Raw genomic sequence first — 20,178 nt, forward strand, 5'->3', positions numbered from 1 at the left:
TCTGCCCCACCCTTATCTCGCCTGAGCATCTACGATCCTCTGCTCAACCTAGCTACGATTAAAATTAGCAAATGTCGTGTAATGGCAATTTTTAGTGACTAACACACTGTATTTTTACACTCACGCCAACCGGTCTCAGTTTAATTCGCGCCTTATCTTGCGTCGTTCATAAACTCTGACCGTTCTTTTCTATCATCAGTGAGTGTGAATATGTCAGAGACAGCAGCAGAAAACCAAGTAAGCCAGACGCCGCAACCTGTTAATAAGGTCAAGCGCACAACCAATGCATTATTTGCACTCACTATGGTGTCCATTGGTACAGCGATTGTGGCAGATCGCATCATTCCGACGACCGATAATGTCCGCGTGGAAGGCAATGTCGTCTCATTGATCCCACAAGTTTCTGGCCAAGTAGACAGTGTCAGCGTTAAACCAAATACCCAAGTCAAAAAAGGCGATGTGCTACTACAAATCAATACCACCGATCACCAGATTGCGGTCAAACAAGCGGAAGCAAAGCTAAAGATCGCAGGACAGAATGTTGGCTCACAAATGGCAGGGGTGATGTCAGCACAAGCTCAATTGACCACCGCGCTCGTCGCACAAGAAAATGCTAAACGCCAAGGGCAGCGAGTTTTAGCCATGGCAGAAAAAGGCGTGGTTTCAAAATCAGATGCAGACACTACTCGCGCAGCCATTGATAAAGCGAATGCCGATGTCGTTAACGCCAAAGCGAATCTAGAAAAAGCAAAAGCTCAGGTGGGAGCTGCAGGTGAAGAAAACGCTCAGATCCAATCGGCTTTACTGGAACTGCAACAAGCGCAACTGAACTTATCACGCACAACAATGCGAGCACCTTCTGATGGCGCTGTGACCAATTTTAATTTGTCTCAAGGCGCTTATGCCACGGCAGGTTCTCCCTTGATGACGTTTGTTGAAAGCGACGGCTTATGGCTTGAAGCCTTCTTCCGTGAAAACAGCATGGGCAACATTAACGCCGGAGATAAAGTTGAAATTGCGCTCGATTATGCTCCCGGACAAACCTTCTATGGCACAGTATCTTCCGTAGATTTAGGGGTTGCATGGGGCGCGAATAATCAGCCAGGCACCTTAGCCACCGTAAAAAATCAAAATGGCTGGCTTCGCGATACACAGCGTATGCCCGTGACCATTAAGCTCGATGATAAACATGCCGCTGACTTCATGCGCATCGGTGGACAAGCAGATGTAGTGATCTACACCGAGAGCAACACTCTATTTAACTTTCTGGGTAAGATTTGGATCAATCTAGTGAGCGTATTCTCTTATGTTAGATAGTCTGACCCAAGCACAAGAACGTCGAATACTGCGCTATGTTGTCACTGTAGGTTTGGCTACTTTTATGGCGTTATGGTTTAACTGGCCTTTGGCATTTTGTACGCCTCTTTTGACGGCAAAATTCATCGTCGATAAACCGCAATTTCATATTCTGCATGTCAAACAACTTGGCTATGCGTTGATCTCCACCGCGGTCATTGGCTTTTTGGTATCGAGCGGCTTGCCAGAGTACAAAATAGGTTTTTTGGCTGTACTGTCGCTGGGCATGTTGTGGAGCTATTACCTATTTACCGATCCGAAATGGGTAATGTTTGCCACTTTCTTAATGATTGCCTTGATTTTGATTCCATCGGTTACCATCATCGACAAGCAAGCAGCGTTAGACGTAGGCATCGGTTTTGCGTTTTCTGGTATCGTCGCTGTCGTGCTTTACGGCGTGTCGCATGTTTACTTCCCAGAAGAGGATGCGACTGAATTTGCTGGCTTTCCCCCTTCCCCCTTAAGCAAAGAAGTGCGTTGGAATGCTGCGATTCGAGCTTGGATGATGTCGTTTCCCTTGGTTTGTTTTTATTTCTATTTCCAACTGTCACAAATATTGCTCACGGTTGCGTTTGTCATGTTGCTTTCTCTGATGGCAACCAGTGACAAAGCTGGCAAAACATCATTGTTTTTTGTTATCAGTAATGTGTTAGGAGGACTACTCGCTTTCGCAGCCTTCGTTACCATTTCTCTGGTGCCAAATATGTACATCTACATGCTTGTGATGTTGGTGGTTATTACGTTACTTGGTACCAAGATTTACACCGAGCCCGCCAAAGCCCCAGTCTACGCCACTGCATTTACGGGCTTTATGGTGTTAATGGGTACCTCCATGAGCAGCGGTGCGCTAGACGATAAGTTTTACGTTCGGATATGGCAGTTAGTGTTGGTCGTTGCTTACATGGTATTTGTCACCTATTTCTTCGAATCTCGCGACAAGAAGACCGCGTAGTCGCATTAAGCTTGGGCACTTTATGCTGCTCAAGCTTTCATCACTATTGTCGCAAACTGGCAATGAATATTTCATCAAATTGGTAATCTCATACCTTCCATATTGTTATTCACTGAAGGATGGGAAATACGCCATGCTCGATTCACTCGCTAAAAAATTCATCCCACCAAAGCCTTACCTTGTGTTAGGCAACCGCATGTTTTTGCTTTCTATCGTGCTGCTTATCATCAGCGCGTATTTTTATGATGTCGGAGAAGCTTTTGTGGCGGTGGAAGTGGGAATCATCCATTATCTATACAATCTCAAATACAGCACAACAAAGGACACGCTATTAGGTAGCCTTCATCCTTTGATCATGACATTAATTGCGGTACCACTTTCCATGGTACCTATCACTTATGCACCTTTTACTAGTGCGCTGTTTGCCTTCTTGCTCGTCATAACAGAGCGCGATAAACACCATCAAGGAGTACCAAAGTACATTCTGCCGCTGACGTTTATGTTGTTATCGATGATGATGCCAGTAGATATCCCAGCCACAGAACTGATGCTTCAACGTTCAGTATCGGTTGTGCTTGGCATCACTGTGGCGATCATTGCTAGTACGTTGGTTTGGACAAACGCCAACACCCAGAATGGCTCGATGAGCACCACACATAAAATTGGTCGTGTTGATCTCAAGTACTCCAGCCGCAAAGCGCTAGGGATTGGCTTGGTGCTGTCGCTAGGTATATGGGGTGGCACAGGAGCCGTTTTAGGTGCTTACCTATTTATGATGATCCACAGCCCGTTCAGCAAAGATTTAGCACCGAAAGCTTGGCAACGTTTGAACGGAACCTTGCTTGGCGCATTAGTTTATTTGCCTGTGGGATTGCTATTGGGCTCGTTCAACTCCGACATGGCAATGACAATAACCATGTGGGTTTTGGTCATCGCTTCGCTATACGGCATCCTTGTGTATCTCGAACACAACTACACCATTGCCACAGCTTGTATCATGCTGCTTATTCTTACTGTATCGGTGGGCCCTTTTAATCCGGAAATGGCTGAATTGATCTTTTCGCAGCGAGTATTGTTCACCGTAATCGGTGGCGCTGCCATGGTGGCTCTTGGGGTTTTGATACCACTTAATGAGAAAGAGATAACTGCATAAAAAAGAAAAGCCTCCCAATTAAAGGGAGGCTTTCCATTGAACAGTTTGGTTTTAACTGGATGCAAATCAAACATACCGCTTCACAAAGTCAATAAAAGTACGGTCGGCAATGGATAGATAGCCTTGTTTTCGCCACGCAAGTGCAAGGTCGAGCTTAACGCTAGGTTCAAATGGAATACCCACCACACCCTGTTCATGTTGTGTCACCAGTTCTAGGAGAGCGGTAATAGCGAATTCTTGCTTAACGATACTCAGAATGAGCGGCAGCAAGTTGGTTTCGAATGAGGACTTCATCGTAAAGCCATGCTCTTCACTCACGTGGTCTAAGAATTCTCGGTGGAAGTAGCCATGTTGGAACATCACCAAATCATGCTCGAAAAACTGATCAAATGTGATGGCACTGCCCTGAGCTAAATCATGTTCCGGAGCTACAACGGCGACCATTTGGCTAGTAAACAAATGGTCAGTTTCTAAGTCCTCTGGTACATCGTCACAGCTGATCACGCCAATATCGAGCTGACCATTAAGTAACATTCGACGAATAGACTGAGTGCCCGCCTCCACCAGCGTCAGCTTTAAATCTGGATACTGGCTCTTAAACGCCATGACAATTCGAGGGAAGAAATAGCTGCCCATCATTGAAGGCGTACCAAGGCGCACTTCCCCTTTGGCTAAACCTTTGAGTTCATCAATCGCTAGCTGCGCATCGTGTAACTGCTGAATCACTCGCTTAGCATGAACCAACAGGGTTTCCCCTTCTTTGGTTAAGCTGATTTTCTTTTCTTCTCGGCGAAACAGCGTCACACCAAGAGACTGTTCGAACTTCTTAATTGAAATACTTAACGCTGGCTGAGCAATGTGCAAAGCCTTAGCTGCATGAGTAATGTTGCCGTGTTCCGCGACCGCCAAAAAGTGTTTGAGTTGTTTCGATTCCATTAGATCAAAAATATATACCAACCATATTTTTAATATATTTTTTCAATCCACAACTAACTGATAGATTGATCACAGTTTCTTTATATTTGCTCGCTCGCATTAGGCAGGACTCATGGTCAGTTTCGGCACTCCGGAATACAAACGCATTACGCTATCTCTGGCGCTCGGCTCGTTTTTGGTTTTCTCAAACCTTTATCTCCTTCAGCCGATGCTGCCAAGCTTTGCTGCGCACTTTCAGATCTCGGAAACGCAGGTCAACTGGCTATTCGCCGCCACCACACTGGCTCTCTCCTTTAGCTTGGTCCCGATGGCTGTGCTTTCTGAATCAATTGGGCGCAAACCTGTAATGATGTTTGGTCTGTTCTCGATCCCTGCTATCTCCGCATTAATGCTGCTTGGCGATTCGTTTTTGTTCTTAGTGGTTTGTCGCGCTTTGATCGGTATTGCGCTTGCCGCGTTTGCTGCGGTTGCCGTTGCTTATATGGCGGAAGAGCTAGATAAACACGCATTTTCAATGGCGATTGGTACTTATATCGCAGCCAATTCATTGGGAGGGATCGCAGGACGTATCAGCGGAGGTTTGCTGGCAGACAACTTCAGCATCGACGTCGCCATCGAAGTTATGATGCTATTCACCCTTATCGGCGTGGTTAGCGTGCATTACTTGCTACCAAAACAGAAAAACTTTACCCCTTCGTCGAGCAGTTTAAGGCACCACAATAAAGCTATTATCGGACACTTCAAAAATCAACGTGTGTGGTTCGCCATGCTGATTGGCGGTTTGAACTTTGCGTTGTTCGTTAATCTTTATTCGGTAATGGGATTCCGCTTGGTCAGTGCGCCACATAATGTGCCTGTCGGGTTAGCTTCTCTCATATTTGTTTGCTACCTGGGTGGTACGTTTTCTTCCCGTTGTGCCGGACATTGGAGTAAACGCTTTTCACCGATACTTGGCATGTTTTTAGGCTCTATCGTCAGTATGGCTGGCATGTGGATCGCAGTAATTGAAAGCATACCTGTAATGTTGACAGGTTTGTTATTGATCAGCTTCGGCGCGTTCTTTACTCACACGCTCGCTTACGGCTGGGTTGGACAAAACGCGACACAAGCAAAAGCGACGGCGACCGCATTGTATCTCGTGCATTACTACATTGGCGGCAGTTTAGGTGGATTCCTATTGCTCTTTTGCTGGCAAAACGGCGGTTGGTCGAGTGTACTCATCGGTGGCAGTGCACTGTACATTGCCATGTTCGCTGCTATCGCATTCTTAAAACACATCACAGAGCGAATCGACGCTGGTGATAATGCAGACTTACCGGCTTAACGAAGCGTTAAGTCCTATTGATTTTATGTTGAGGCGCTGGTCTGCTATGCTTGCGCCACACTCATAAAAGCAAGAAAGTCGTATGCCAACGCGCTCAACACAAGAATCACCAAACACCGATATCAATGCGATCACAGAGCAAGTCGATCAATGGCTCAATGATGTCGTGATCGGGTTAAATCTCTGTCCGTTCGCCGCTAAGCCACAGCGCAATAAACAAATCAAAATCTTCGTGAGTGAAGCCTCGCAAGAAGAAGCACTACTTGAAGACATTTTGCTGCAGCTGATCGAACTGAGTAATACCGAGCCAGAAAAACTGGAGACAACCTTGGTTGTGGTTCCAAACATGCTGCAAGATTTCTGGGATTACAACTTCTTCATTGATTGGGTTGAAGGCTTGATCAAACAGCAAGATTGGGAAGGCATTTTCCAAGTTGCCACCTTCCATCCTGATTACTGCTTTGGCGGTGCAGAACCAGAAGATGATGAAAACCTGACGAATCGCTCTCCATACCCAGTGTTTCATTTGATCCGTGAAGAGAGCATGGAAAAGGTACTTAAACACTACCCTGATCCAGAGTCCATTCCAGATACCAATATTGCACGTGTCTCAGCGCTTTCAGAGGAAGAACGTAAGAAGCTCTTCCCTTATCTATTCCGCTAAAACTCACTCCCCCCAAGAGACAGATTTCTAACCAGTTAGAATGGGATCGCTTGGGGATTAAAGTTCGGTTTGATATGATTGCGACTTCAATCGATTCAATGGACATTAGAATGCAACTGTCAAAGCTAACCCAAGAGATTTTTGATCACCTATACCGTGACATCACCGAGTTCCGTAGCACTTTCGACCTACCAGTGGCGGATGTTGCAAGCCTAGACGCACAAGCAGATACGCTACACACTTCTCTTGCGATCGAAGAGCTTACTGAACTAGCGGAAGCTGATTGCAAAACCGAGCAAGCAGACGCAATCATTGACAGCGTTTACGTTCTAATGGGCCGTCTAGTACACCTTGGTGACAGCAAAGTTGAAGATAACCTAGCGATCAGCTACCTGATCGATCTACTGCTTAACGTAGCGGTGAACCGTGGTATCGACTTTATTCCTTGCTGGGACGAAGTGCACTCAAGCAACATGAGCAAAGTGTGTCGCAACGAACAAGAATACGCAGAAACAGAAGCGTTCTACGCTGAACAAGGCATCAAGCTAATGGCGGTTCAAAAAGGCGAATACATCATTGCGAAGTGCGCAGAAGATTTTGTATCTGAAGGCAAAACGGTACGTAAAGGCAAGGTGCTAAAGTCGGTTTACTACCGCCCTGCAGACCTTAAGCCACTTACACAGTAAGTCGTCGATTAGGTACAACAGATAAAATTCAGCGCCCACAATACTCGATATTGTGGGCGCTTTTTTATGTCCGCTCAGAGCCTCATTACTTAAAAGTTAAGCTTCATTGAATCTCTGGTCAATGAAGCTAAATCCATGCTTTTAACGCCACTAAACATCTGTTCAGTATTTATTGATATTTCTGAGGTCTATCTCTCTGATAACCTTATCTCAGTTACCATATCGTGGATTACCTATGATTCATATATCTCAGGTGTTGCCGTTAGTCGAAAAACAGTTCAAAGAATTGCAGCCTAAAGAAGCGGTAGAGTTTAAGACTTATAAGAGAGATCGCGGTTTTCTGATTTATTGTCTAGCAGATAGCGAGTTCCAAGTTGTTGAAACGGGGTATCACAATCAAACAATGATAGGAGATTTGGTCAGTACGCGTAAACACATTAAGAAAGCCCTCCGACGAGAGTTTCCGAGAAGTAATAAAGTTTGGGTGGAGTACTTTCAGGGGGTCGATAACCCATTAGATATCAAGAAGTCCCATTCACATCAGATGCCTCTGTTTTAGTCTCTCACCAAATAAACGCTTGGCATCTGGATGCTCTGTATTTCTTTAGGATACTAATCAAAAATTAGATACGGCCTTTCTTCTACCAAGACCTTCTTAACTTGAGTTTGGAACACCTCAGCTAATCCTTCTTCTGATAGCACTTCATCGGCGTTACCGGAAGAATGCAATACGCCGTTATTGAGCAGCAGTACCTTATCAGCATGCTTAAGCGTTCGGTTTAGATCGTGGTTTGCGACCAACACCCCTATGCCTTGCGCAGCGACGGCATTAATGAGCTGATATAGCAGTCCTTCTTGGGCAATATCCAGCGGCGCTGCGGGTTCATCCAAAATCAATAGCTTAGAGTAAGGGTTAATTGTGCGCCAAACTTGCAAACACACTCCGGCTAAACGGACACGTTGCCATTCACCGCCGGATAATGTCTGAATGCTTCGATGAAGCTTGTCTTGCAATTGTACTAGCTCAATAACAATATTAACGGCATCTCGTACTTTCGCGTCGCTGATATTGGCACCAGTTGGCAATGAAAGTGCTAAGTATTGAAAGACATCAACATTGAATGCGGGCCTCGATTGCTGACACAGATACCCACGGATATACGCTTGTTCTGAAAGTGGCATTGCTAGCAAGTCGTTATTCTCGACAAGTACTTCCCCACCCACGCCTTCACGCTGAGTTAAGGTGCCAGATATCGCACCAAGTAATGTGCTTTTCCCGGAGCCGTTTGGACCCACGACATGGACAACCTCACCCGGCTTACATTCAAAGGACAACGGTAGTAGACGGCTTCCCACTGCGATGTGCTTAACGTGCATCATGACTTTTCACCAGCATCCAAATGAAGATAGGTGCGCCGATAGAAGTGGTCATCACTCCCAGCGGCAACTCTGCAGAATCAAGCAACAAACGTGCGCCGATATCAGCAAACACCAATAAGGCTGCGCCAGATATTGCCGACAGAGGCAACAGGTAACGGTTTTCTGTACCAAACGCTAATCGAAGCAGATGCGGTACGACTAAGCCCACAAAGCTAATGATCCCACCCAACGCAACGGAACCACCAACAAGTACGGAGATTGCCATAATGAGTTTCCAGCGCATCTGATGAACATCAATGCCCAGTTGAGTGGCATGGATTTCCCCTAGCATCAACTTATCAAGCGGTTTGCCCTTGCAGCAGAGCCAAATTAGCACAGGTAGCATGACCAAAGTAACCGTGTGCTGATACCAACTTGCTCCACCAATGCTCCCCATTAGCCAATACATTAACTGACGCAGGCTCAAGTCATCGCTAAAGTAGAATGCCCACGTCACAATTGCGCTCGACAAAATACCCAGAGCTACACCGACGAGCAGCAACCGTGCGGTAGTAAGATGCATTGCCCTAGCGATACCAACCAAAATAACAGTAAACAACATCGAACCGGCAATGGCAGCCAACATAAAGATCATTGGAGACGGTAAAACTGGCAAGGCAAACATGACGAGCACCATTGCCAAGCTCGCGCCACCGGAGATCCCGAGAACGCCGGGTTCGGCTAATACGTTCCCGAGTAGAACTTGTAAGGTAGCACCAGAGACCGCCAATGCTGCCCCGATAATGGCGGCAGAAACCAAACGTGGCAGGCGTAAATCCAACAAGAGTTTTTGTTCAAATGCAGAGAGAGACTGAAAAGGAGAAAGGAATACCTCTCCGACCATCAAGTGGATAGCAGAGAGCAGCACGAGAATCACTGACATGATCAAAAGATTGCGTTGCCAGCGTCGTTCCTTGTTCAGGATAAGTTGTTGAAAATCCATAGTAGCCGATAAATACAAACAAGGCTTAACCTTACAGTTAAGCCTCGGTAAATTGCAAATGTGTTCTTACGCTTTATTCGCCGAAATTAAAGCGATATGGCATTAATCGTAGACTAACTCGCCATCTTCGTAGCGCGTTTTCACTTCACACACCATTAATGCTGCGCGTTGACCGATCGCGACGTGGCGGTTTGGGAAAACAACGGCTTCGTTATCGTTCTTCGCCATCAATGGTTTGTCACCATCGTGACCAAACACTTCGCCGTGAACGAATGAGGTAAAGTTCTCGACGTTGTCATCAAACATAAAGTCGAAATCTTCGTGCAAACGCACAATCGTACGACTAACACGGTACTTGATACATGGTTTAGACAAGTGCTCCGCTTTCGCCTCTGCAATTAGGTTACGCAGTGACAAATCGAATGCTGTCAGTTTGTCTAAGTCGTTTTCACCAATGCGAGCCACTCGACCCAGTTCCATCGTCAAAGCTTGAGCGCCGTAGTTCTCTGCACTGAACCAGCTAAATGTACTGGTTGGCGAGTTAGAAAGCAGCACCGCTTCAATATGCGCGCTGTCGAGAAAATCAATCAAAGCTTTGCTACGAACAGGATGACGCGTTTTCGGACTCACCGCAAAGGTGTAGTGCTTTGAATCACGGATCGCACAGTGCAAATCTAAGTGCCAGCGTGTTTCCGCTGCCGTATCTTGATAGAAATCTCTGACTAACAATTTGAGGGTATCAGCAATCGCAAGCTCTTTGGTTGGCTCGTGCTCTTTCTCATCAAACAGTCGGTTAAGGTTTTCTTCTAAAAATCGCGTATGCGCCAGAGTCGATTCTGGGTGAGCGATAATGAATAAGCATCGAGCCTCGACTTTCTGGAAGCCAGATTCGATGTCTTTGATAATTGAATCCACCAGCTCCATCGGTGCGGTTTCATCCCCGTGGACACCACAAGAGATGATGACGTTCTTTGTTTCCTGAGTGTATTCGTCAGGAATCACTTCTAGCACACCACGCTGATAGAGTTTAAGTTTTACACCATTAGACAGCACCTGCTCCGCTGGCGCGACATCAATATGAACATCTAACGTGTCAGTTAAAAACGATTGGCGAAAGAGAGACTTCGTCATGCGTTACTCCTTAATAGCACGGCGGGTATGTTAATAAATTGTACAAAGGATTTTTGTTGTTGCGATCCCACTTATGAGTAGAAGCCGCCAAATTTATTTAAAATCCCATACCTTTTCGCGCCATGCACTCAAATCAAGCATTGAGGCGTTTATTTTTTAAACAATTACAAAGTGTTAGGGCTGTGAACTTTACCACAGCCCTAAAGAAGATCATTATGATTTGATCAACTTTTAGCGTTTATTCACCACGTTGTGCGAGTAAACGTTCAAATTCGTCTACTTTGTCACGAACTAGCTCCACACTCTGCTGCCAGAATTCTGGTTGCGTCAGGTCCATTGAAAGGTGCTTGTCTACAACTTCTTCAGCCATCATGTTGCCAGTGTCACGTAATAGATCTACGTAATCGTCGTAGAAACGCTCCCCTTTAGCTTCACGTTGAGCGTAGATACCTTTACTGAACAAGAAGCCGAACAGATATGGGTAGTTGTAGAAGCTCACCCCAGAGATTGAGAAGTGCAGTTTGCTCGCCCAGAAATAAGGGTCAGCTTCGCTCATCACATCGCCATACCAATCTTTCCACGTTTCTGACATCAGCTCACAGAAGTCATCTGCTGTCAGTTCGCCCTCTTGGCGACGCTCGTAGAAGGCTTTTTCGAATTCGTAACGAACTGGAATATTGATCATCAGCGCCAACGCCGAAGAGAGCTCTTCCCACAACATTTCGAGCTTATCATCCACACTTTCTGCTTTTGAAATCAGATGATCGCGAACGATGTTTTCAGCGAAAATTGAAGCAGTTTCTGCCAACGTCATCGGGTAGTATGTTTGGCAAAGCGGCAAATCACGAATCACCCAGTTGTGGAATGCGTGACCAAGCTCATGAGCAAGCGTCATCAGGTCTGAGCGGCTACCACTCCACGTCATAAATACGAGCGGCGTGCGCGTCGCCGGCAGCTTAGTACAGTATGCGCCAAGGCGTTTGTTGGCATTAGGCGCGGCATCAATCCAGCCGTTTTGTACCATCATGCGGACAAACTCGGACATGTCTGGATTCACGGTTTCGAACGCTTCACAAATGACGTCGATTGCTTCATCGAATGGATAAACTTTCGCTTCGCCACTCAAAGCAGGCATCGCTGCAAGATGATTCCATGGCTTCATCTCATCCAAACCGTGGACCTTCGCCATTAGCAAACCGGCTTTTTGGCCAATCTCACGGCTGTCTTTAGCGACTTTCATCATGGCATCCAACGTTTCCGCTTTGATTCGGCTGCCATGCAAGCTTGGATCAAGGAAATGAACATCACGTTTGGTAGAACGCTTTTTGTTCTCTGTTAAGCGCCAACCTGAAAGCGCGTTAAGGATAGAGGCAAAAGACTCTTGATGTGTTGCCATCGCTTTTTGAACGCCACGCCACGCAGCTTCTTGGCGATCAAATTCAGAGCCATAAAGAATGCTTGCCGCTTGCGAGAAGCCAAGCTCTTCGCTTTCACCATCAGCGTAGTCAAGCTTCACTTTCAAAGAGCCCGTGAGGTTGTTGTATAACTTACCCCACGCAGATTTTCCATCCACGCTCATCGCCGCTAACAGCTTTTCTTCTTCGGTGCTTAAGCGTGTGTCAGCCAGTTTGCGTGAGTTTAGGATTGAAAACGCCTGACCACTGATGTCTGGATTTTCATGATCCAAAACGCGAGTAATGAACTCTTCATCAGCGTGAGTTAATTTAAGCTCAAACGCACTGTAAGCTTGAGAAAGCTCAGAGAAAATACGCGTCATACGACCCAGCAGTGCTTTCGCCTCTGCATTTGTCGCATCCACTGACGCGTAACAGTTAGCGAAGTTCGCAATCGTGCCAGCCAAACGGCTTGCCGCCTCACTGGTTAAGATTGCGTTTTGCATCACTTCAACAGAATTACAATCAGCAGACTGTTTATTGAGTAGGTCAATGCATTGCTCTACAAGGGCAATGTCATCTTGAATTCGTGGGTCAGCGAGATCGTTATAAACGATGGATAAATCCCAGCTAGGAGCGGTCATTTATGGTTCCTTTTGATGTAATCGAGCCAGCCCTTTTCTCTCTTAAACTCGGTAGAGATCCAAGCGTTGGCTACTTCCGTGACTAATTTTCAAATAGTGGTACGCCTATCGAGCGAACTGAGGCGTAAATCTGATCATCGATGGTAATTGTTATATGTGTTACTGACGCATTTCCTATCGCTAATGTCGAATACCATCGCGGATTGCGCCAATCTACACCCAATACATGGGCAAGAATCATTCTAATTACGCCACCATGCGTGACAATTAGCAAGTTGTCATTGATATCATTAATGATTTGAGACCAAGCACAAGTTACACGATGAGAGAAATCATCCAAGCTCTCAGCATTCGGTAAGGTGTATTGTGCTGGTGCTTTCCAAAACGCATCGAGCTTATTCCAGTGCTCAGAAAGCATGTCAAATGGGATGCCGTCGAAATCACCAAAATCCAACTCTTGAAGTTGTGGTTCCACACTTAAAGGCAAAAGTTGCTGCTCTGCAAGTATCTCAGCAAGATCGTGACAACGTGACAAGGGAGAGCTGATGATCCCTTCTACCTCTCGACCCGTCTGTTGCCAGGCTTGCGCAATTTGGCGTTGCTCAGCTTCATCGACTTTTTAATCGGCTTGTCCGTGTAAACCTGGGGCTGCGTTCACTTTCCCGTGTCGCAGTAAATAGATATTCAGCGTTTTCATCTCTTCCCTTCCTGTGGTTTGAGCTCAAGCGGCAAGCCCGCAGCGACAAACGTGACTCGCTCACATACGGTCGCCAGTTTTTGATTCATCCGTCCCGCATTATCGACAAAGTAACGACTGACGGCGCCGAGCGGCACAATGCCCATCCCGACTTCATTAGAGACAAAAATCAGCGTCGCTTCAGCTTGTGCTGCCGCATTCACCAACAACTCAATTTGTTCCTCTAACCGCTCATTACAGCAGTCATCACCGAGTTCAAAGATCCAGTTGTTGAGCCAAAGCGTAAGGCAGTCAACTAACACAACATCTTGAGACGAAAACTCACAAATGAGCTCTGGCAAGTTACGCGGACATTCATGTTCCATCCACCCAGCACCTCGCTGCTGTTTATGGTGAGCAATGCGTTGCTTCATTTCATCATCAAAAGGCAATGCCGTCGCAACATAGTGAAGCGTTCCGTTTTTATTTTGTGCCCATTGTTGCGCCCTGCTCTCTGCTAAGCTCGATTTTCCTGAGCGCGCACCACCTAGAATAAGTTGCTTCATAATGAATGACTAAATGCGATAAGAGTGAGATAAACAAGCAACTCTGCAAGCTGCTGCGCAGCACCAAGGCAGTCGCCAGTAAATCCGCCGATACGTTTGGTCAGCCAGCGTTTAAAGCCCACACGAAACAGTGTCATTACCAATACAATCACAGCGGCCTGAGTCACACCCAGTAACAACGCGACTACCCCACCAGTAAAGAGCAATATTGCGACTTCTAAGCTCGATTGCTTATTCGCTAACGGCTTACTTTTCGAGGTATCCGTGTCACTGACGTAAGGCATGTCATATATGAGAGTGGCAGCCAGTGCTCGGCTCACTGTGTACGCCACGACGATCATCAGCCAAAATTGAGGTTCATTGGCTAACTCGCTCCAAAATACAAACTTCGCCAACAGCGCCATCATTAGCGTTGCCGCGCCGTACGTCCCGATGCGGCTGTCTTTCATTATGGTTAAGCGGCGCTCTAACGTCATGCCACCACCAATACCATCCGCCATATCCGTTAAACCGTCCTCATGGAACGCACCGGTAAGCAGCAGGCTAAATGCCATGGTCAACACGATGGCAACTGAGTTTGGGAACAATAAACTTGCCAGTGAAAATACAGCTGCGCACAGTAGCCCTAGCACCACACCTACCAAAGCAAAATATCGGCCCGCTTGGTTCATGCGCGTTTCACTGTAAGGTAAATCAGAAGGCACTGGTATACGGCTAAAAAAACTTACTGCGAGCAAGAAAAGCTCACTCTGGTAGCGCAAAGAACGAGTCTCTGAATGGAGTGTATTATCAGAAGCAGACACTAAACCGTCACTCCCGCACTCTCAAAGCTCGCCATGTTGTTGTAAAACTGAGCTGCCGCTTTTACCAGTGGCAAAGCAAGCGCAGCTCCAGTTCCTTCACCTAGACGCAAACCAAGATCCAAGAGAGGCTCCGCTTGTAGGCATTCCAGCACAAACTTGTGCCCATTCTCTTCTGAGTTATGAGCAAACAACATGTAATCTCGCGTCTCTTCATCCAATAGAGTCGCGACATAAGCGGCTACAGATACGATAAATCCATCGACCAAGACTGGCGTTTTGTGGCGTTTCGCTTCTATGAATGCGCCAATCATTTGCACAATTTCGAACCCACCGACTTGAGCCAACGCGCCTTTGGTATCTAGATCACAACAGCGATTCACACCTTGTGCGACTAGCTTGATCTTACGGTTTAGCTGCTCTTGAGTAATGCCCGTGCCATAGCCAACGCAATGGTCGACTTCCAATGGACTCAGCGCAGTTAACAATGCCGATGCCGAACTGGTATTGCCAATCCCCATCTCACCAAACATCAACAAGTTCGAGCCATTAACAATCGCCTGCTGCGCGACCTGGGCTCCATATTCTAAGCCTAGCGCGACTTGTTCTAGTGACATCGCCGTTTGTTTAGCAAAGTTTGCCGTGCCATTTCCCAGACGTTTCTCAATCAAGTTGGGATGATGTTTAAAGTCAGGAACTAAGGTATCGATCGGTGACAACATGCCACAATCAATGACCTTAAAGTCAATTTGGTTGAGATCGCAGAAACAGTTAATAGCAGCGCCACCAACGAGAAAATTCGCCACCATTTGTTGAGTCACAGCACTTGGCGCAATGCTCACCCCTTCTTCTGCGATACCATGATCACCAGCGAATACCAACATGGTTGGTTTGCGAATTTCTATTGTTTCTACCGCTTGAGGCTTATCTTGGCTTTGAATTAACGCCAGTTCTAGCGCCACTTTTTCGAGCAAACCAAGAGCGCCTAACGGTTTGGTTTTGTTATCAATGCGAGCTTGAATTTCTGAGGCAAAAGAGCGATCCATGATGATGATTCCTTATTCTTTATTTTGGACGAGCGACAGAAAAAGTTTTTTCTAACGTGGCGTATTCATTACCGCCTAACCGAGCTAATGGGTCTACAGCTAAGGCATCAACTTTTAAACGGTCACCCTCCATGGATATGACCCGCTCATCGACATAAATGTGTTCAATCTCTGCAAAGATTAAACTTTGCGGTGTCTCCCCCATCTCTATCACTTCATGCAACTTACAGCCGAATGCAATTGGCGCGCCCTCTAAGCGTGGTAATTCGAAACCTTGGAAATCAACCGTCTCAAGTTGAGTCGTCTCCAGTTCAGATTCCCCATGTTCTAATGTGGCAGAAGATAAAGTGACTTTATCCGCGAGATCGCTGGGTGCAATATGGATAACCAACTTACCAGTTTCTAATGCATTTCGCGTGGTGTCCTTGATGTCTCCATTGGGCTTTTTTCCCACAGAAATCATCAATAAAGGTGGACGGCTAGAAACCGCAGTAAAGTAGGAAAATGGCGCTAAGTTGAAGTTTTGCTCACCTGAGTCTGTGAGCACCCAAGCGATTGGGCGAGGAATGACAGTTTGAGTCATCAAATGGTACACCTGCGTTGGCGCAAGCGTACTGAGATCTATGTTCATACGACGTCCTTGGTCTTAGAAAACCGCGAGAGAGATAAGACTCCCGACAAATTGAGAGAACAAGTGTACCCCTCTCCCGTGCAATTTCATCTGATTTTCTCTTTTTGACAGCGCTTTTTGTCAATTCGACAGTCATATTGATAAAAATGTTATTTCAACAAGCTTGTTCCACTAAAGAAAGAATTCAACTTAAACCAACTCAGTCTCAGTCATTTATTTTTCAGCGCTCTAATTGATAACGTCTGATGGTCAATATCAGTCTAACCAAACAACTTAAAGCATTGATAAATAAAAACTATACAATAGCACGTCTAACAAAGATTAGGCGTAAATGAAACGAGAGCTGATTTCCTCATCGCCTGTATTTTGAAAGTTGGCACGTGTGATGCTTTAAAGAAATCGTCCCTAACACAAAAAGCGAGAAATTATGTTTGCCAATCAAAGTCGTCGCCCCGCTAAGAGAGGCAAGCCAAACCCACCACGCCAATCTCGGCGATCCATACCCTTATCATTCTCCTAAGAAAAAAGACCCGTTTGTCCCGCGGGTCTTTTTATTTGCCTCGTTTGAAGAGCGAGCAAACGGGTCGTGCGTCAAACATTGATAGCATGCCTAATGCTTGGCTGAACAATTAAGCTACAATAGCCTAAGCAACTGTTCTCTATGAGGAAGAATACAATGAGTAACGATTCAAATGCATGTGTCATAATCGCTGGCGCAACAGGGCTGGTTGGTAGAGAAGTCTTCCTTCAACTGATCTCACAGCCCAGCATCGAAACTCTGTATTCCCTTTCTCGACGAGCCCTCACTGACATTGCCGACCCTGATAATAAAATCATCCCACTTCTCGATGCTGAACTCACCATTCATGACTGGGACGAACAACAGCCTACCCCTCGTGTTGGTTTCATTTGTCTTGGTACTACATTGAAGCAAGCCGGCAGCAAAGACGGTTTAAGGAAAATCGATGTCGAGTTAGTGTGTAAAGTGGCTCAGCAAATGAAGTTGATTGGCGTAAAACGCCTTGCAGTCGTATCGAGTTTGGGTGCAAAAGCCTCTTCATCATCCCACTATCTTGCTTGCAAAGGCCACATGGAAAAAAATATTGAAAAGATGGGCTTTGAAGAAGTGGTCTTCGCAAGACCGGGACCTCTGGTCGGGCAACGAGAAAATCCTCGTACAGATGAGAAGGTTGTTCAGACTCTTTCTAAAGTAATTCGTCCGCTTATGCTGGGGAAGCTGGCGAATTTTGTGCCTATTCAAGCTCAAGACGTAGCCAAAGCGATGATTTACCAAGTTTTCAGCTATCAACAAGACCCAATCGTCTATTTGCATAGAAGAGAGATGATGGACCTCATCAAGCATTATGACTAAATAAAATCGGATAAATCTCGTGCTAAAACGTTATTGCACGAGATATGCGTCTCACTTTTATATTCATTTTCGATCTATCTAATACCTGTTTTTCATTTTTAAAGTTATATCCCGATCGGTATCTTACGTTACCAGTATATAGCCCCGTATAAAAAACAGTCAGCATTTGGCGCTGATTAATAAGGTCAGATTATGAATTTCGCAGTGGTTGCCTCTCTGGCGGTGTTTATCGCCATATTATTCTTTCTTTTTAACCAACAACAAAAAAAGAACACGTTATCTCGTCTTGTGTTAATTGGTCTTGTGACTGGTTCACTTTTCGGTCTTGCTTTACAACTGATTCATGGCGAAGGCAGTGATGTGATTGCTCAAACGCTTGAGTGGGTTGGTATCGTTGGTAGTGGTTACGTTGGCCTGTTGAAGATGGTCATTATGCCATTGGTACTGGTCTCTATGATTTCAGCGGTTGTTAAGCTGGAAAAAGGCGGCTCTCTGGGTAAGATTTCTGGCCTTACGATTTCTGTTCTTCTCGTTACGACCGCTATCGCTGCCATGATTGGTATTCTGGTGACCACAACGTTTGGTCTTTCTGCAGAAGGTCTCACAGAAGGTGCGCGTGAAACAGCTCGTATTGCGGTACTGGAAAGCCGTGTAGGCTCAGTAAGCGACCTAACGATTCCTCAGATGCTAGTTAGCTTTATTCCAACCAACCCATTTGCTGATCTCACAGGTGCTCGCTCTACATCGATCATTGCTGTGGTTATCTTTGGTGTGTTAGTAGGTATCGCTGCGCGTAAAGTAATGGCAGAAAAAGAAGAGCTAGAATCTCCTATTCGCACCTTCGTTGAGGCAGCTCAATCTATCGTGATGCGTTTAGTTAAGATGATCATGGCATTGACGCCTTACGGTATCGCAGCGCTGATGGCAAAAGTCGTTGCAACCTCAAGTGCTGGTGACATCCTTAACCTGTTAGGCTTCATCGTGGCATCGTACGTTGCTATTTTACTTATGTTCCTTGTACACGGACTGCTAGTGTCTTTCGTTGGTGTGAGCCCAGCAGAGTACTTTAAGAAGATCTGGCCTGTACTGACATTTGCATTTACGTCACGCAGCTCAGCGGCAACGATTCCACTTAACGTTGAAGCACAAATCACCAAACTAAACGTGCCACCAGCGATTGCGAACTTGTCCGCGTCTTTCGGTGCGACTATCGGTCAAAACGGCTGTGCAGGTATTTACCCAGCAATGCTGGCGGTAATGGTAGCGCCAACCATGGGTATTGATCCTCTAGACATCAACTTCATTTTGTCACTGATTGCTATTATCACGATTAGCTCATTCGGTATTGCCGGTGTAGGCGGCGGCGCAACTTTTGCGGCATTGATTGTACTACCTGCAATGGGCTTGCCTGTGACAATTGCTGCGTTGCTTATCTCTATCGAACCATTGATCGATATGGCGCGAACTGCACTTAATGTGTCTGGCGCGATGACAGCCGGAACGATTACCAGCCGAGTATTAAAGTCAACCAATAGCGAAACTGCGTTGGAAGAACAGAAAGCGTAGTCGCTACTCAATAAACATTTCTTACACGAGCCGATGGTTTTCCCATCGGCTTTTTTGGTTTTCAGGCTCGCTAAAATAAAGCATGACGAATCTCCCCCAACCTCTTTCAAAGACTTACCAGAGTCTAAATAACATTTGCGGCAAATGGGTTTGTTAGTATTAATTGTTATGATATAACATTTTAACAAACTAAAGCGCATACGAATAACATCGGAGGTTATATCATGACTTCAACTTTAACCGAGTCCATTACAACTGAAGCCTTGGGAAACACACACAAAACTGCATGTTTCAGTGCACGAAAAGAACCGACGGTGTTGGCAGACATTTATCAGGAAGACATCAATATCGCGATTTGGCAGCGTCAATTTGATCAACAGCTTATTGATGCAAGCAAAGCGTTTGTTACGTCAAACCCCACCTTTGGTAAGTCGTTGAGTGTCTCCCCGGAAAACGCTTTAGAAACATTGCAATTCGCAACTGACGGAAAAGCACCAGAAGTGCTACTAAGAAATATTGCTGAGTTGGTTGATATGTTCTGCTATCTGTTTGAACTCAAAGATGCAGGATTACGCCTCGCAACGCTCAATAGTGCGATGTGTCCCCGCTTTCACGTTGACCAAGTACCTTGCCGATTGGTAACCACATATCATGGTACTGCGACACAGTGGCTAGCCAACGATGCCGTCAATCGCGCCAAACTGGGGCACGGTAGCAATGGACTCCCAGACTCGGAATCAGGTTTGTACATGAAAAAGAATGACATTCAACATTTGTCTGTGGGTGATGTTGCACTTCTGAAAGGTGAACGTTGGAGCGGCAATGAAAACAGAGGTCTGGTACACAGGTCTCCGAACATTGAATCGAGTGAGCCTCGCTTGCTATTAACCTTAGATTTTGGGTGATACAACACCTCAAT

General features: G+C 45.9%; 19 protein-coding genes and 1 pseudogene. 10 read left to right on the forward strand and 10 right to left on the reverse strand.

The window, feature by feature from the left end; all coding sequences use genetic code 11:
- Nucleotides 1-210: 210 nt before the first annotated feature.
- The 3 genes from ACLIIY_RS07910 to ACLIIY_RS07920 all read left to right on the forward strand — a co-directional run bounded on the left by ACLIIY_RS07910 (nucleotide 211) and on the right by ACLIIY_RS07920 (nucleotide 3,461).
- Nucleotides 211-1,317: an HlyD family secretion protein gene (locus tag ACLIIY_RS07910; protein ID WP_434528476.1), complete on the forward strand. Its 1,107-nt coding sequence runs from the start codon at nucleotides 211-213 to the stop codon at nucleotides 1,315-1,317.
- A complete protein-coding gene (locus ACLIIY_RS07915; protein WP_434528477.1) occupies nucleotides 1,307-2,308 on the forward strand; it encodes a DUF2955 domain-containing protein in 1,002 nt (333 codons plus the stop codon). Before ACLIIY_RS07910 ends, ACLIIY_RS07915 begins: the two co-directional genes overlap by 11 nt.
- 133 nt (nucleotides 2,309-2,441) lie before the next feature.
- Nucleotides 2,442-3,461: an FUSC family protein gene (locus ACLIIY_RS07920; protein ID WP_434528478.1), complete on the forward strand. Its 1,020-nt coding sequence runs from the start codon at nucleotides 2,442-2,444 to the stop codon at nucleotides 3,459-3,461.
- Nucleotides 3,462-3,527: 66 nt separating this feature from the next.
- Here the strand turns inward: ACLIIY_RS07920 and ACLIIY_RS07925 are convergent, their stop codons facing one another.
- Entirely contained in the window at nucleotides 3,528-4,397 is an 870-nt protein-coding gene (locus ACLIIY_RS07925; RefSeq protein WP_434528479.1) for a LysR family transcriptional regulator, read from the reverse strand.
- A gap of 112 nt (nucleotides 4,398-4,509) precedes the next feature.
- Between ACLIIY_RS07925 and ACLIIY_RS07930 the strand changes: the two genes are divergently transcribed.
- The 4 genes from ACLIIY_RS07930 to ACLIIY_RS07945 all read left to right on the forward strand — a co-directional run bounded on the left by ACLIIY_RS07930 (nucleotide 4,510) and on the right by ACLIIY_RS07945 (nucleotide 7,630).
- Nucleotides 4,510-5,721: an MFS transporter gene (locus tag ACLIIY_RS07930; protein WP_434528480.1), complete on the forward strand. Its 1,212-nt coding sequence runs from the start codon at nucleotides 4,510-4,512 to the stop codon at nucleotides 5,719-5,721.
- Between the two features lie 82 nt (nucleotides 5,722-5,803).
- On the forward strand, nucleotides 5,804-6,385 hold the full coding sequence (locus tag ACLIIY_RS07935) for a DUF1415 domain-containing protein (RefSeq protein WP_009697385.1): 582 nt from the start codon (nucleotides 5,804-5,806) through the stop codon (nucleotides 6,383-6,385).
- A gap of 110 nt (nucleotides 6,386-6,495) precedes the next feature.
- Nucleotides 6,496-7,071, forward strand: a complete 576-nt coding sequence (locus ACLIIY_RS07940; protein WP_005445519.1) for a nucleoside triphosphate pyrophosphohydrolase family protein — start codon at nucleotides 6,496-6,498, stop codon at nucleotides 7,069-7,071.
- A 235-nt stretch (nucleotides 7,072-7,306) separates the two neighbouring features.
- Nucleotides 7,307-7,630: a hypothetical protein gene (locus tag ACLIIY_RS07945; RefSeq protein WP_434528481.1), complete on the forward strand. Its 324-nt coding sequence runs from the start codon at nucleotides 7,307-7,309 to the stop codon at nucleotides 7,628-7,630.
- Between the two features lie 53 nt (nucleotides 7,631-7,683).
- On the opposite strand, the gene btuD is transcribed toward ACLIIY_RS07945, so the two are convergent.
- The 9 genes and pseudogenes from btuD to ACLIIY_RS07990 all read right to left on the reverse strand — a co-directional run bounded on the left by btuD (nucleotide 7,684) and on the right by ACLIIY_RS07990 (nucleotide 16,321).
- Nucleotides 7,684-8,451, reverse strand: a complete 768-nt coding sequence (btuD, locus tag ACLIIY_RS07950; RefSeq protein WP_434528482.1) for a vitamin B12 ABC transporter ATP-binding protein BtuD — start codon at nucleotides 8,449-8,451, stop codon at nucleotides 7,684-7,686.
- The gene (gene btuC, locus ACLIIY_RS07955; protein ID WP_434528483.1) at nucleotides 8,438-9,433 is read right to left on the reverse strand and encodes a vitamin B12 ABC transporter permease BtuC; all 996 of its coding nucleotides are present in this window, start codon (nucleotides 9,431-9,433) and stop codon (nucleotides 8,438-8,440) included. The genes btuD and btuC overlap by 14 nt, the downstream gene beginning before the upstream one ends.
- Before the next feature lie 102 nt (nucleotides 9,434-9,535).
- On the reverse strand, nucleotides 9,536-10,564 hold the full coding sequence (locus ACLIIY_RS07960; protein WP_005439838.1) for a succinylglutamate desuccinylase: 1,029 nt from the start codon (nucleotides 10,562-10,564) through the stop codon (nucleotides 9,536-9,538).
- 238 nt (nucleotides 10,565-10,802) lie between these two features.
- On the reverse strand, nucleotides 10,803-12,602 hold the full coding sequence (locus ACLIIY_RS07965; RefSeq protein WP_017190315.1) for a M3 family oligoendopeptidase: 1,800 nt from the start codon (nucleotides 12,600-12,602) through the stop codon (nucleotides 10,803-10,805).
- An 82-nt stretch (nucleotides 12,603-12,684) separates the two neighbouring features.
- Nucleotides 12,685-13,299 (reverse strand): annotated as a pseudogene (gene cobC, locus ACLIIY_RS07970) (alpha-ribazole phosphatase).
- Nucleotides 13,296-13,844, reverse strand: coding sequence for a bifunctional adenosylcobinamide kinase/adenosylcobinamide-phosphate guanylyltransferase (gene cobU, locus ACLIIY_RS07975; protein WP_434528484.1), 549 nt, complete (start codon nucleotides 13,842-13,844; stop codon nucleotides 13,296-13,298). The pseudogene cobC and the gene cobU overlap by 4 nt, the downstream one beginning before the upstream one ends.
- Nucleotides 13,841-14,647, reverse strand: coding sequence for an adenosylcobinamide-GDP ribazoletransferase (locus ACLIIY_RS07980; protein ID WP_434528485.1), 807 nt, complete (start codon nucleotides 14,645-14,647; stop codon nucleotides 13,841-13,843). Before ACLIIY_RS07980 ends, cobU begins: the two co-directional genes overlap by 4 nt.
- Complete coding sequence (gene cobT / locus ACLIIY_RS07985; RefSeq protein WP_434528486.1) at nucleotides 14,647-15,690, reverse strand: nicotinate-nucleotide--dimethylbenzimidazole phosphoribosyltransferase; 1,044 nt, start codon at nucleotides 15,688-15,690, stop codon at nucleotides 14,647-14,649. The genes ACLIIY_RS07980 and cobT overlap by 1 nt, the downstream gene beginning before the upstream one ends.
- A gap of 19 nt (nucleotides 15,691-15,709) precedes the next feature.
- Nucleotides 15,710-16,321, reverse strand: coding sequence for a flavin reductase family protein (locus ACLIIY_RS07990; protein ID WP_017190319.1), 612 nt, complete (start codon nucleotides 16,319-16,321; stop codon nucleotides 15,710-15,712).
- A gap of 676 nt (nucleotides 16,322-16,997) precedes the next feature.
- Between ACLIIY_RS07990 and ACLIIY_RS07995 the strand changes: the two genes are divergently transcribed.
- From ACLIIY_RS07995 to ACLIIY_RS08005, 3 genes are all read left to right on the forward strand, one after another.
- Nucleotides 16,998-17,693: an NAD(P)H-binding protein gene (locus tag ACLIIY_RS07995; protein WP_208445438.1), complete on the forward strand. Its 696-nt coding sequence runs from the start codon at nucleotides 16,998-17,000 to the stop codon at nucleotides 17,691-17,693.
- A 192-nt stretch (nucleotides 17,694-17,885) separates the two neighbouring features.
- The gene (locus tag ACLIIY_RS08000) at nucleotides 17,886-19,259 is read left to right on the forward strand and encodes an L-cystine transporter (RefSeq protein WP_020194842.1); all 1,374 of its coding nucleotides are present in this window, start codon (nucleotides 17,886-17,888) and stop codon (nucleotides 19,257-19,259) included.
- A 224-nt stretch (nucleotides 19,260-19,483) separates the two neighbouring features.
- On the forward strand, nucleotides 19,484-20,164 hold the full coding sequence (locus tag ACLIIY_RS08005; RefSeq protein ID WP_434528487.1) for a DUF1826 domain-containing protein: 681 nt from the start codon (nucleotides 19,484-19,486) through the stop codon (nucleotides 20,162-20,164).
- The last annotated feature ends 14 nt before the right edge of the window (nucleotides 20,165-20,178 follow it).

The sequence above is a fragment of the Vibrio sp. K4 genome (assembly GCF_051122595.1).
GTDB classification, from domain to species: Bacteria; Pseudomonadota; Gammaproteobacteria; order Enterobacterales; family Vibrionaceae; genus Vibrio; species Vibrio owensii.